Source organism: Mycobacterium scrofulaceum (assembly GCF_002086735.1).
GTDB lineage: Bacteria > Actinomycetota > Actinomycetes > Mycobacteriales > Mycobacteriaceae > Mycobacterium > Mycobacterium scrofulaceum.
Window position 1 is genome coordinate 128,389 of record NZ_MVIJ01000004.1, and the last position, 11,964, is coordinate 140,352.

Here is an 11,964-nt window from a genome sequence, read left to right on the forward strand (position 1 = left end):
TCAGCCGGCGACCGCGACCGCGTCCGCGGTGGTGAACGCGAGGTGGAGTTCGCTCAGGCCGCGCAGGATGTACGTCGGCTCGTAGTTGTAGCGACGTTCGGCGGCCGGCCCGTGATGGGCTTCGTCGATCTCGATGCGCGACATCCGATCCAGCAGGCGCTCGATCGAGACGCGGCCCTCCACGCGGGCGAGCGGGCCGCCGGGGCACGAGTGGACACCCCGGGCGAAGGCCATGTGCTCCCGCACGTTACGCCGGCGCAGGTCGAACTCGTGCGGGTTTTCGAACCGGCGCGGATCCCGATTGGCCGCGCCCGGTAGCACCATCACGACGGTGCCGGCGGGAATGTCGACGCCCCCGATCGTGGTGGCCTTGCGGGCCAGCCGCGAGTCGCTCTTGACGGGGCTGTCCATCCGCAGCGATTCCTCGATGAAACCGGGAATGAGGCTGCGGTCCTCGCGCAGCTCCTGCTGGATGTCCGGCCGGTCGCCGAGCACCTGCAGCGCCGCGCTGAGCAGCTTGGCCGTCGTCTCCTGGCCGGCGGCGAAGAGGAACGTCGCCGAGCGGACGACCTCGATGACGGACGGCGTCGAGCCGTCGGGGTATTTCGCGGACGCCAATGAGGTCAGGACGTCGTTGCGCGGCTCGCGCCGCCGGTCCTCGATGTAGTTGCAGAACTTCTCGTCGAGCCACTCCAGCGGGTTGATGCCGACCGACTCGTGGTCCAGCGCGCCCACCCGCGCCTCGGGACGGTCGGCACCCAGGACCTTACGAAACTCCTTGTGGTCGGATTCCGGCACGCCCAGCAGGTCGGCGATCACCAAGGTGGCGAACGGCTTCGAGTACTCGGCGATGAATTCGCACTCGCCGTTGTGCAGGAACTCGTCGAGCTGACGGTCGGCGAGGCGCCACATGAACTCCTCGTTCTGCTTCAGCCGGCTGGGGGTGAGCAGCTTGGCGAGTACCGACCTGGCCTTGGTGTGGTCCGGCGGATCCATCGTGACCATGTGCTCGTTCATCGGGAAATAGCTGCGGTGCTCGTCGATCTGGGTGCTGATGTCGTCACCTTCGGGCGCAAACGGCAACGGCGGGAAGGGACCACCGAGGGCGACGATGTTGGAGAAAGTCTCGGGGTCCTTGTAGATCTCGCAGGCTTCGTCGTAACCGGTGACGGCGACGACCCCGTAGTGGGGCAGGCGCAACACCGGATTCTGGCTGCGCAGATAGTCGAAGTAGGGGTGCGGATCGGGAACCAGAGACGGATCGGTGAAGAAGTCGATCGATTCGTAGTCGCTCATTGGTGGCGTCTCCATGGGCTGGGCTTCGCGGTGGTTTTCGGCGGCACGCGTACCGCCGCCCGAGTTCGAGATCGAAAAATCTGCTGAGCACCTGCTTAGCATGGCGGTAATGTCATGGTCAAGATCACCACGCCCGTGCCGACACGACCGTGGCTACCATCTGGCATGGTCGATACTGGAACGTCGGGGAAGGCGTCGAGAGTACGGAGCGAAGGCATGACATCTGCTTCCGGGGCCCGCAGGATCGGAGCGCCGGACGCGAAGAATCGCGGCCTGCTGCTGGACGCGGCCGAACAGCTGATGCTCGAAGAGGGCTACGCCGCGGTGACCTCGCGCCGACTCGCGGGCAAAGCCGGGTTGAAGCCGCAGTTGGTGCACTATTACTTCCGCACCATGGAGGACCTGTTCCTGGAAGTCTTCCGGCGCCGTGCCGAAGAAGGCCTGCGGTTCCAGGCGGAGGCGCTGCAGTCGCCGCAGCCCTTGTGGGCGCTGTGGAGATTCGGGACCGACCCCGCATTCACCCGTATTTCGATGGAATTTATGGCGCTGGCGAATCATCGCAAGGAGATGCGAGCCGAAATCGCTTACTACGCCGAACGTTTCCGCGAGGAACAGCGTCAAGCGGTGACAGCGGCACTACAACGCTACGGCGAGGACAGCTCCGACATACCGCCCGTGGTCTGGACCGTGTTGATGACCAGCCTGTCGCGGATGCTGGTGCTCGAGCAGGCGATCGGCATGTCCGGCGGCCACGCCGAGACGATGGCGCTGGTCGAGAGCCACCTGCGCCGCCTCGAGGGTGAGCCGCGCCCCGTCGCGGGTATGCCGCGGACCTGGACAGTTCACCAGTTCCGTAGCGAGCAGAGCACGCCTTTGGGGCCGTCCTTGGATACCACGACCGCCCCGTCCACCGCCAAGTCGCAGTGAAGCCCCGGCGTGCCGGGCTCGGTGCCCGTGCTCGCCACGACCATCGCGTAATCGTCCGGGTTCGACATGTCCAGATCGAAGCTCCACGGCTTGCCCGGCGCGATATCGACATCGACGTGTGGGGTGAACGAGTAGGGGTTGTGGCTGTAGTCGGAGAATCTCTCCGGTTGGTGGTCCAGGTAATAGATGTCGGTGTAGATCGGATTCTGCGCGGCGACCGTGTAAGTGACGTGATGCATGACCGGGTCGGCCTGGGCGTGCCCGGAGCTGACGAGTGAACCGATCCCACCGACCAGCACCGCCGACAGACTCGCCGCGCCCAACCGTCTGCCCGTCATCTCGCTCCTCCGGTCGGCCGTCGCGCACTCGCGGTGCGGTTCATCACCCGCTCTGCGGCGCGCCAATGTGCGTCGGCGACCCACAGCCGCGCGAAGGATGCTATCGCCTCGTCCGCCGAAACCCCGCTGATTACGCGCTTTATCTCGGTCGCCGGGTGGCGCGCCAGCGACCTCGCGATGGATTGCCACCCTTCGTCGAACGAGGCGCGCGGGAACACCCGGTCCACCAAGCCGACTCGCTCGGCCTCTTCTGCGGTGAGCGGGGTCCCGGTTCCGGCCAGCAACAGCGCGCGGCTCTTTCCGACGAGGTCGGCCAGCCGCTCGGCCCCGCCCCAAGCCGGCATGATCTCCAGCTCGACCTGATTGAACGCGATCTTGACGTCGTCGGCCGCGAGCCGGATGTCGGCGGCGACGGCGACCTCGGCGCCACCGCCGAAGGCGTGACCGTTCAGCGCGGCGATCACCGGGGCCGGGAAGCTGGCGAGCTGATCACAGATGGCCCGCATCCGCTTGGCCATCGCCGCCGCATCCTCCTCGGTGCGCAGCGCGCGCAACTCCTTCAGGTCGCCGCCGGACACGAAGGCCCGATCACCCGCGCCTTTGATGACGAGGGTCTTGGCGCCCGCCGCCGCATCCAGAGCCTTCTCCAGCTGCTGCATGGTGTCCAGCGCGATGGCGTTGCGCGCGTGCGGGCGATCGATGGTCAGCACCGCCAACCCGTCATCGATCTCCAGGTCCACCATGCGTCATTGCTCCTTGGACGAGAACGGACGATATTGGCATTCTCTGGCTGCGAGAATAACATCATCGTCGCAGGCCGAAGAGCTATCGGGGATGGGAGCGCCCGTGCGGGATCGAATCGCGGCCGTGGCCGCGGCAGCACTCGCCGTCATGTTGCTCGGGGCGTGCGCTTCACGACCACCGAGCCAGATTTCCAGCACGGCATCGGTGACTGTCGACGGTAAAGATCGCAATTTCCACATCGTAAAGTGCGGCCAGCTGGAGTGGACCCGGATGATCGACATCGGCGGTGATTTTGCCGGGGCCAGGGTCGTCATCGACGAGAGCGCGCAGCCGGCCAGAGCCGAGTCCGTGCACATCCAGAATGTGGGGGGCTTCACCGGGATGTACTCGCGGGGCGACGGCGGCAACGCGGACATGAGCATGACCGGTGACAAGTTCACCATCAGCGGCACCGCCAACGGTTACAAGACCGACAAGCCCGGCGAACCGGCCACGGCCACCTTCAAGATCGTCATCGCCTGCTGACCGGCACTCCCGGCGATCCGGGGGCCCCGTTGCGGTCCGTGACCTCCAGAGAATAGTATTCTCGTAAATTGCGAAGGAGGATTTCATGGGCCAGTTGTCGCACCGGGAGGACGTCCCGTTTCCGATCTTTGACGCGGACAACCATCTCTACGAGCCGCCGGAGGCGCTGACCAAGTTCCTGCCCAAGGCATACAAGGACTACGTCCAGTACGTGCAGATCAATGGGCGCACCAAGATCGCGATCCGCGGCCACATCAGCAATTACATTCCCAACCCGACCTTCGAGGTCGTCGCCCGGCCGGGCGCGTGGGAGGAGTACTTCAAGTACGGCAACCCGGACGGCAAGAGCAAGCGCGAGCTGTTCGGTGAGCCGATGCGCGCGATCCCGGCGTTCTTCGAGCCCGGCCCGCGGCTGGAGAAGATGAACGAGCTGGGTCTGGACCGCACCCTGATGTTCCCGACGCTGGCCAGCCTGCTCGAGGAGCGGCTGCGCGACGACCCGGTCGCGATCCACGTCCTGATCCACGCGCTGAACGAGTGGCTCGACGAGGTCTGGGGCTTCAACTACCAGAATCGGATCTTCACCACCCCGGTCATCACCCTGCCGATCGTGGAGAAGGCGATCGAGGAGTTGGAGTGGGCGGTCAAGCGGGGCGCGCGCTGCATCCTGATCCGCCCGGCTCCCGTCCCCGGCTTCCGTGGCCCCCGGTCGTTCGCGGTGCCCGAGTTCGACCCGTTCTGGGAGCGGGTCGTCGAGCACGACGTGCTGGTCGGCATGCACTCGTCGGACAGCGGCTACTCCCGCTACACCTCGGAGTGGGACGGCGCCGAGCAGGAGATGCTGCCGTTCCAGACCAACGCGATGGGCATCCTCAACGAGTGGCGGCCGATCCAGGACGCGGTGGGCTCATGGGTGATCCACGGCGCGCTCTACCGCCACCCGAAGCTGAAGGTCGCGATCGTCGAGGCCGGTTCGAAGTGGATGACCCCGCTGCTGGACGGCCTGGCCGAGGTGTTCCGGAAGGCCCCGGAAGTCTTCCCGAGCGACCCGGTCGAGATGGTCAAGAGCCGGATCCACGTCAGCCCGTTCTTCGAGGACGGCATCGACGACCTGGTCAACCTCGTCGGCGTGGACCGGGTGTTGTACGGCTCGGACTGGCCGCACCCCGAAGGGCTCGCCGAGCCGACCTTCTACGTCAACGCGCTGTCGCACCTGTCGGTCGACGACCAGGCAAAGATCATGGGCGGCAACCTCGGTCGGCTCGTCACGGTGTGACGGGCCGGCCAAGCTGGCGGACCATCCCCGAGATGGTCTCGAGCGCGGCGGACCGGTTCGGCGACGCGGAAGCGATCGTGGCCGGTCCGCTGCGCCTCACCTTCTCCGAAGTGGTCGAGCGAATCCGGTGCGCGGCGGGCGCATTCGCCGGCCTTGGCGTCGACACGGGCGACCGCGTCGCGATCTGGGCGCCCAACTCGGCGGAGTGGATCATCGCGGCTTTCGGGTTGCTCACCGCGGGCGGCGTACTCGTCCCGGTCAACACGCGGTTCAAGGCCGACGAAGCGGGCGACATCATCACCCGCAGCGAGGCCAGGGCCGTCATGGTCCAGAAGGGCTTCCTGGGGCAGGACTACACCGCGCCGGCCGGAGTGCCGGTCATCGACCTGAAGTCCGACTTCCTTTCCGGCGGCTCCCCGTTCGAACGCGCGGTGAGCGGTGACGACATCGCCGACGTCATCTTCACCTCGGGCACCACCGGCCGCCCGAAGGGCGCGATGATGAACCACCGCCAGACGTTGCGGATGTACGAGGAATGGGCGACGCTCGCGGACCTGCGCGAGGGCGACCGCTACCTGCAGATCAACCCGTACTTTCACACGTTCGGCCTGAAGGCGGGACTCATCACGTCGTTTCTGCGCGGCGCGACGATGCTGCCGGTCGCGGTGTTCGACGTCGACGAGGTGGTGGATCTCATTGAGCGCGAACGTGTCACGATGCTGCCCGGTCCGCCGACGCTGTACCACTCGTTGCTGACGGTCCGCGACAAGGCCAAGCTGTCGACGTTGCGGGCGGGCGTGACCGGCGCCGCCGATATCCCCGTCGAACTGGTCCGTCGCATCCACAGTGAATTGCCGTTCCAGACGCTGATGACCGGATACGGCCTGACCGAGGCCGGCAACGTCACCCTGTCCCGGCCCGGCGATTCGGTCGAGGACGTGGCCACCACCGCCGGCCTGCCCTGCGACGGGGTCGAGGTGCGCATCGCCGACGACGGCGAGGTGCTGGTCCGCGGCTACGGCGTGATGCAGGGCTACCTCGACGACCCGGAGGCCACCGCGGCGGCGATCGACACGGGCGGCTGGTTGCACACCGGCGACCTGGGCCGCCTCGATGCGGCCGGCCGGCTGCGGATCGACGGCCGCAAAAAGGACATGTTCATCGTCGGGGGGTTCAACGCATACCCGGCGGAGATCGAAGGCTACCTGCTCGAGCATCCGGCGGTGGCGCAAGCCGCCGTGATCGGCGTCCCCGAAGAACGGCTCGGACAGGTGGGCAAGGCCTTCATCGTCGCCGAAGACGCTGTCAGCGCTGAGGAATTGATCGACTGGTGTCGCGACCGGATGGCAGGGTTCAAGGTGCCGCGGTCGGTGCAGTTTGTGGATGCCCTGCCCCTCAACGCCACCGGCAAGGTGGTCAAAGACCTATTACGTTGACACGGGGCGCGCCATACGTGACGCCCTCATGACGCATCAGGTGAGCCGGATGACCAGTTTGCCGATCTGCTTACCACCGCGGGGTCGCTCGATCACCGATCTGGCGTCTGGAAGTTCGAAGACGTCGTCGATAACCGGTACGAGGCCGGTGCGGACGAGGTCGTGTAGGTCAGCGCGGTCACTCCCACCGCGAGCGGCGGGAGCTACCAGGTGAGCACAAGGCGTCCGCGGAGTCCGCCGGCCTCCAGTCGCCGATGCGCGTCGGCGGCCCGCTCGGCGGGCAGGGAATCTGCGACGCGCAGGGTCAACGCGCCGGCATCCGCGAGATCCCGCAGGGTGTTGAGCACGTCGGTGCGTGTCGTGTGCTCGGTGACGGACACCACGCGCCAGCTGATGGCCCGCTCACTGGCGCCAACGTGTTGGCGGGCGGAAGTGACGGCGCCCCCGTCTCGGACCGCGGGCGCGACGGCGTCGGTGTATAACGCTGCATCGACGACACCGTCTACCCCCTGGGGTATCGACTCGCGGATGCGCTCGGCCAGTCCGTCACCACGGCGGACGACGACGTCGGCGCCCAATTGCTTGACGAGTTCCTCGTCTGCTTCGGCGGCATCGGCAACCACCTGCAGCCCTTGATGTTTCGCCAGTTCTACCGCGTAGCCCCCCAGGGCTCCGGCCGCCCCGGTCACCGCGACCGTGCCGCCGGCCGGAACGGCGAGCGCTTCAAGCATCGCATAGGCGGTCACGGCATTCATCACAAGAGTGGACGCCGCAGCGGTTGTGGCGCCGCCCGGCGCTCGCACCACCGACCTGGAATCGGTTACGACGTATTCGGCGTACGCGCCGACCTTTCCCATGGGGCTCAGAGTGAGTCCGATGACTCGTTCGCCAACGCCGATCGAACCACCGTCGGGGGCCTCGTCGAGAACGCCGCAGAAGTCCCAGCCGGTCACGTACGGTGGATCCGGGTAGCGGCCTCCCGGTAAGGTCTCTGGCGGATAGTTGCGTTTCATCCATCCCGACCGCGCCGCCGTGTCGGCGGGATTGACCGCCGCCGCATGCACGCGCACCCGGACCTGCCCGGGTCCGGCATGAGGATCTGGTAACTCCAAGGCTTGCAGCACTTCTGGGCCACCGAACTCAGTGAAACCGATCGCTTTCATACCTACCCCCAACTAGATGTGCGTGGCCGGTATTCCGGCATCTTCGAAGTCTTCTCGGTGCATTTCGCTCCCTTGCTCCATCGAATTTATCTGTGGGATAGGGTGATTGGGGGATTGATCGCACCGACGCCGCGTGTAGCGGCAAGAATATATTGCGAGCTGTTCGGGCGGAGACGCTTACGCTGACGCCGTTTTTCGCTTGGGAAGGTCGAGCACCTTCTCGAGGGTGGTGGGAATGTTCTCGACGGTCTTGGGTCCACCTACTGCCAACCGCATGAGATAGCCCGGCAGCACGCACAGTAAGAGGTCGGCCACGGCCGTCGGGTCGAGTACCGCTTCGGATCGACGGGCCGCATCGGCGCTCAGTTTGGCAAATGCGGTGCTGATGGCCTCGCGCAGGTGTGCGGCCAGCGTCGTGTTGCGCAGGGCTTCCGACCACACCAGCACGGCGATGGCGGCGAAGCCGTCCTCGCCGTGGCGGTGGGTGACGAAGTCGAGCACGGTCGCGATGGCCGCCTGCGGAGTGGCGCCATCGTCGATCGATTGTCCGATCACCGCGATGACCTGCTCGAGGTTCTCGGCGGCGATCGCCTCGATGACCGCGTCTTTGCTCGGGAAGTAGCGGTACACCGCGCCGGAGGACATTCCCGCCTCTTCGACCAGATCGTGCATCGAGGTGACGTGGAACCCGTTTCGGATGAAGCACCGGCGCGCGGCCGCCATGATGTGTGCCCGCCGCTCCGCGCGGTACTCCGGTGTGACTTTCGGCATCGGCTCAGCGTAGCATAAAAAAGCACGATCGTTCGCGTTTGACAGATCGTACGGCGGAGCGCACCATAAAACGTGAACGCCCGTTCGCGTATTGGAACCCTTCGACCGGGTTGGAGATGACGGCAGATGACTCAGGCAACGGACTTCGGCACCTTTGGCCGGTTTGTGGAGACGCCGGCCGACGAAATGGAGCCCGCGATGAGACGGGCATATGAGTTCACCCGGGGGTTGCGCGGGCTGGTGCCCGGCCCGCACAAGATCTGGCTGGCCAACCCGGCCCTTTCGACGACCATCGTGCCGACCGGCGCCTATTTTCAGCGACACTCCACGTTGAGTAAGGCCGAGATCGAAATCGCCACCGTCCTCATCACCGCACACTGGCGCAGCGCGTACGCCGGCTACGAGCACGAAATCATCGCCGAACGCGACGGCCACCTGAACCCACGCGCGGTCCAGGCACTCATCGCGGGACTGCCGGCGTCATTCGACGATCCGCGCGAGCAGGTGGTCTACGAGTTGGCGTCGGCGTTGGTCGGGGCGCGGGTGGTGCCGACCGGGCTCTACCGGCGCGCCAAGGACCTTCTGGGCGACGCCGGCATCGTCGATGTCGCGGTCCTGCTGGGCTGGTTCACCATGGTGTGCCTGACGCTGGGCGCCTTCGACGTGCCCGCCAACGCCGAGGGGCTGGACCAGTGAGGCGCGCCGGACATCGTGTCGACGACGGGGTATGTCACGAGGCAAAGCAACGGTTCGGCGCCGCAAGGACTTTCGGCATCACGGTGCTGACCGGGATCGATCACACCGTCCGCGGGATTCTCAATGCCTTCGCGATTCCCGCGTCCGATGCTTGCTAACCATCGAGGACGACCATGTCTCTTCCGCCTTTGCCCACCGTGACGCTCACTCCCGTGGCGTACTTCCCCGAGCAATACTTTCTGGAGAACCTCGCCGTGCGCGCCGACGGCTCGCTTCTGATCACTGCGGTCCTGCAGCGCGAACTGTGGTGGGTGCCACCGCCCCAGACGGGCGCGCTCGTCGACCCGGTCCTGCTGCACACCTTCGAGTGGCCGGTGACGGGAATCGTCGAGGTCGCGCCCGACGTTTTCGTCGTCAACCTGACGCTGGCCTACACCACCGGTGAATCACACCTGGCCAGAATCGATCTCACCGACTGGGTGCCCGGACGGCCCGTGACCTCAGAGCTCGTCCATACCTTCGACGAGCGAGCCCGTGGACTCAACGGAAGCTGCCTGCTCGCGCCCGGCGTGCTTGCGGTCGCCGACTGCTTCGCGGGCATGATCTGGCGAGTCGACCTCGACCAGGATGCGCGGCAAGCCTCCGCGCAGGTCTGGCTGGCTCACGACACGATGGCCTTCGACGCCGACAGCGGTGTGCCGCCACCGCCCCAACCGGGGGTCAACGGCGTGCGCTACGGCCGGTACACCGGCTACCTGTACTACACCTCGACCGCACAGAGGGTGTTCATGCGCGTCGCGGTCGACCCGTCGTCGCTAAATCCCGCCGGGCCGCCCGAATTCGTCGCCGCGATCGACAACGCCGACGACTTCTGCATCGACGAAGACGCCGGGTTCGCCTACGTCACCAGGCACCGTGCCAACACGATCGACCGGGTGCCGTTGCAACCCCGGCGCGGCAGCGAGGTCCGCCATATCGCCGGTGACCCGTTCGATGCGGCCCTCGTCGGGCCGTCGAGTGCCGCCTGGGGGAGGGCGGACGGCGAACGAGGGCGGGTCGCTTGGGTCACCACCGACGGCGGCACCACCGCGCCTCCGGACGGGGTCGTTCGACGCGCCGCCGTGTTGCGCGTCGAACTCGACTACGCCACAGCGGCACCGGCGGCCGGGGCCAACGCGTGACCCGACGCGCCGTCACGACTGCCCAGACGTCGGTCGACACCTGCATCGACGGAAACGGGCCCGCCGCCGTGATCGTCCCGTCGTACGGCCGCGACGCCGGTAGCGACGTCGACGCCTCGGTGACGCCGCTGGTCGCCGCGGGCTACCGGGTGCTCCGCCCACAGCCGCGCGGCATCGAGGGTTCCGGCGGCCCGATGCGCGGTGTCACCTTCGCCGACGCGGCCGACGATGCGGCGCGGGTGATCGACGACCTGGCCGAGGGGCCCGCGGTGATCCCGGGGCACGCCTTCGGCAACTATGTCGCGCGCGCTGCCGCCGTGCACCATCCCGACAAGGTCGCGGCGGTGATTCTGGGGCTGCAGCCGGGAAACCCGTTGACCCACGGATAAATTCAGCGCCGATGCGCGCCGGCGACCTCGGTCTGCCCGACGATGCCCGACTGGACGTGCTCCGGACTACCTTCTTCGCACCCGGCCACGACGCCTCAATATGGGTGACCGGCTGGATGCGGGAACCCTTGCAATGCAGGTGGACTGCGGACACCACACCGACGTCGCGCGCTACTGGGGCCGCGGGAAACCGCCGGTGTTCGAGATCATCGCCGCCCTCGACCCCTTTCAACACCGCGCGCCGAATGGGGTGACCTGCGCGCCCGCTACGGCGACCGCGTCAGCACCGTCACCATCGACGACGCCGGCCACGTCCTGTTTCCCGAACAGCCCGACGCCGTTGCCGCCGCGATCATCGAGTACCTTCGTCGGTGAATCCGGTGTGAGGCGGCGGTGATGACGAACGACATTCATTCGATGGTGATCGCGTCGGACTACCGCGTTCCCGATCCCAGCCGGGTTTGGCCGCTGCTCGAGCGCCGGAAGGCGGCGCTGGCCGACATCGGGGCCCACCACGTCCTGGTCTACACCTCGACGCACGACTACGGCCGCGTGCTGGTGATGATCGGCGTCCACAGCCGCGAGCCGATCGTGGAGTTGCTGCGCTCCCGGATCTTCTTCGACTGGTTCGATGCGGCCGGCGTCGACGACATCCCCGCCGTCTTCGCCGGCGAGATCGTCGACAGGTTCGTCCCGGCGTCCACGGGAACGACCGACGCGCCCGGCGTCGTGGTCGCCACCATCGCCTCCGTCCACGACGTGTCGGCACTGGCCGCCGAAGTGGGCTCGGCCATGGACCGATTCGTCGCGGCCGGCATCCGCAAGACCTGGATCTTCCAGGCCTTCGACGATGAGCACGAGGTGCTGATCATGTCCGAGTTGCCCGACGAAGACAGCGCGCGGCGATGGATCGAGCATCCCGACGCCGCGGCCGAATGGATGTCGGGCGCCGGGGTGGGGCCCTACCCGCCGATATTCGTCGGCCGGTTCACCAACATGATGCGCATCGAGGCGGACTGAGCGGCTGCCTCGTGTTCGTGTGCCTGTGTAACGGAGTCACCAGCCAAACGGTGACCGAGGCGGTCGAAGCCGGGGCCTGCACGACCAAGGACGTCGCCCGGGCATGCGGAGCGGGCGCCGACTGTGGGCGGTGCCGGCGAACCGTCCAGGCGATATTGCGGTCAGCGGACCCGAACGGTGCGGCCCGACCCTGCTGACGTGG

The 11,964-nt window shown here is 66.9% G+C and carries 14 protein-coding genes; 9 read left to right on the forward strand and 5 right to left on the reverse strand.

What is annotated here, in order from left to right; all coding sequences use genetic code 11:
• Complete coding sequence (locus BST44_RS04910) at window positions 1–1,296, reverse strand: cytochrome P450 (RefSeq protein ID WP_083175347.1); 1,296 nt, start codon at window positions 1,294–1,296, stop codon at window positions 1–3.
• 216 nt (window positions 1,297–1,512) lie between these two features.
• Here BST44_RS04910 and BST44_RS04915 point away from each other — a divergent pair, with 216 nt between their 5' ends.
• Window positions 1,513–2,223 carry a TetR/AcrR family transcriptional regulator gene (locus tag BST44_RS04915; RefSeq protein ID WP_083175348.1) on the forward strand — a complete coding sequence of 237 codons (711 nt, stop codon included), beginning with the start codon at window positions 1,513–1,515 and terminating at the stop codon, window positions 2,221–2,223.
• Here the strand turns inward: BST44_RS04915 and BST44_RS04920 are convergent.
• The gene (locus BST44_RS04920) at window positions 2,139–2,561 is read right to left on the reverse strand and encodes an Rv2576c family protein (RefSeq protein ID WP_439330692.1); all 423 of its coding nucleotides are present in this window, start codon (window positions 2,559–2,561) and stop codon (window positions 2,139–2,141) included. The genes BST44_RS04915 and BST44_RS04920 overlap by 85 nt on opposite strands.
• Window positions 2,558–3,304 (reverse strand): enoyl-CoA hydratase/isomerase family protein, encoded by a 747-nt coding sequence (locus BST44_RS04925; RefSeq protein ID WP_083175350.1) that lies wholly within the window; start codon window positions 3,302–3,304, stop codon window positions 2,558–2,560. The genes BST44_RS04920 and BST44_RS04925 overlap by 4 nt, the downstream gene beginning before the upstream one ends.
• Before the next feature lie 103 nt (window positions 3,305–3,407).
• On the opposite strand from BST44_RS04925, the gene BST44_RS04930 reads away from it, so the two are divergent.
• The 3 genes from BST44_RS04930 to BST44_RS04940 all read left to right on the forward strand — a co-directional run bounded on the left by BST44_RS04930 (window position 3,408) and on the right by BST44_RS04940 (window position 6,542).
• Entirely contained in the window at window positions 3,408–3,830 is a 423-nt protein-coding gene (locus tag BST44_RS04930) for a lipoprotein LpqH (protein ID WP_083175425.1), read from the forward strand.
• 85 nt (window positions 3,831–3,915) lie between these two features.
• Entirely contained in the window at window positions 3,916–5,106 is a 1,191-nt protein-coding gene (locus BST44_RS04935; RefSeq protein WP_083175351.1) for an amidohydrolase family protein, read from the forward strand.
• Window positions 5,103–6,542, forward strand: a complete 1,440-nt coding sequence (locus BST44_RS04940) for a FadD3 family acyl-CoA ligase (protein WP_083175353.1) — start codon at window positions 5,103–5,105, stop codon at window positions 6,540–6,542. Before BST44_RS04935 ends, BST44_RS04940 begins: the two co-directional genes overlap by 4 nt.
• A 203-nt stretch (window positions 6,543–6,745) precedes the next feature.
• Here the strand turns inward: BST44_RS04940 and BST44_RS04945 are convergent, their stop codons facing one another.
• Together BST44_RS04945 and BST44_RS04950 are read right to left on the reverse strand one after the other, a co-directional pair.
• Window positions 6,746–7,705, reverse strand: coding sequence for an NADP-dependent oxidoreductase (locus tag BST44_RS04945; RefSeq protein ID WP_167380152.1), 960 nt, complete (start codon window positions 7,703–7,705; stop codon window positions 6,746–6,748).
• A 177-nt stretch (window positions 7,706–7,882) separates the two neighbouring features.
• Window positions 7,883–8,476, reverse strand: coding sequence for a TetR/AcrR family transcriptional regulator (locus BST44_RS04950; RefSeq protein ID WP_083175354.1), 594 nt, complete (start codon window positions 8,474–8,476; stop codon window positions 7,883–7,885).
• 126 nt (window positions 8,477–8,602) lie between these two features.
• On the opposite strand from BST44_RS04950, the gene BST44_RS04955 reads away from it, so the two are divergent.
• The 5 genes from BST44_RS04955 to BST44_RS04975 all read left to right on the forward strand — a co-directional run bounded on the left by BST44_RS04955 (window position 8,603) and on the right by BST44_RS04975 (window position 11,959).
• Window positions 8,603–9,172: a carboxymuconolactone decarboxylase family protein gene (locus tag BST44_RS04955; protein ID WP_083175356.1), complete on the forward strand. Its 570-nt coding sequence runs from the start codon at window positions 8,603–8,605 to the stop codon at window positions 9,170–9,172.
• A gap of 173 nt (window positions 9,173–9,345) precedes the next feature.
• Window positions 9,346–10,353 (forward strand): hypothetical protein, encoded by a 1,008-nt coding sequence (locus BST44_RS04960; RefSeq protein ID WP_083175357.1) that lies wholly within the window; start codon window positions 9,346–9,348, stop codon window positions 10,351–10,353.
• Entirely contained in the window at window positions 10,350–10,742 is a 393-nt protein-coding gene (locus tag BST44_RS04965) for an alpha/beta fold hydrolase (protein WP_083175359.1), read from the forward strand. Before BST44_RS04960 ends, BST44_RS04965 begins: the two co-directional genes overlap by 4 nt.
• Before the next feature lie 393 nt (window positions 10,743–11,135).
• Window positions 11,136–11,762 (forward strand): fatty-acid--CoA ligase, encoded by a 627-nt coding sequence (locus BST44_RS04970; RefSeq protein ID WP_208619724.1) that lies wholly within the window; start codon window positions 11,136–11,138, stop codon window positions 11,760–11,762.
• An 11-nt stretch (window positions 11,763–11,773) separates the two neighbouring features.
• Window positions 11,774–11,959 (forward strand): (2Fe-2S)-binding protein, encoded by a 186-nt coding sequence (locus BST44_RS04975; protein WP_083175362.1) that lies wholly within the window; start codon window positions 11,774–11,776, stop codon window positions 11,957–11,959.
• The last annotated feature ends 5 nt before the right edge of the window (window positions 11,960–11,964 follow it).

Bases quoted from the DNA above. Each gene is read 5' to 3' on its own strand.
- BST44_RS04955 (WP_083175356.1), top strand. From the start codon at position 8,603: ATGACTCAGGCAACGGACTTCGGCACCTTTGGCCGGTTTGTGGAGACG.
- BST44_RS04960 (WP_083175357.1), top strand. From the start codon at position 9,346: ATGTCTCTTCCGCCTTTGCCCACCGTGACGCTCACTCCCGTGGCGTAC.
- BST44_RS04925 (WP_083175350.1), bottom strand. From the start codon at position 3,304: ATGGTGGACCTGGAGATCGATGACGGGTTGGCGGTGCTGACCATCGAT.
- BST44_RS04920 (WP_439330692.1), bottom strand. From the start codon at position 2,561: ATGACGGGCAGACGGTTGGGCGCGGCGAGTCTGTCGGCGGTGCTGGTC.
- BST44_RS04950 (WP_083175354.1), bottom strand. From the start codon at position 8,476: ATGCCGAAAGTCACACCGGAGTACCGCGCGGAGCGGCGGGCACACATC.
- BST44_RS04945 (WP_167380152.1), bottom strand. From the start codon at position 7,705: ATGAAAGCGATCGGTTTCACTGAGTTCGGTGGCCCAGAAGTGCTGCAA.
- BST44_RS04935 (WP_083175351.1), top strand. From the start codon at position 3,916: ATGGGCCAGTTGTCGCACCGGGAGGACGTCCCGTTTCCGATCTTTGAC.
- BST44_RS04910 (WP_083175347.1), bottom strand. From the start codon at position 1,296: ATGAGCGACTACGAATCGATCGACTTCTTCACCGATCCGTCTCTGGTT.
- BST44_RS04915 (WP_083175348.1), top strand. From the start codon at position 1,513: ATGACATCTGCTTCCGGGGCCCGCAGGATCGGAGCGCCGGACGCGAAG.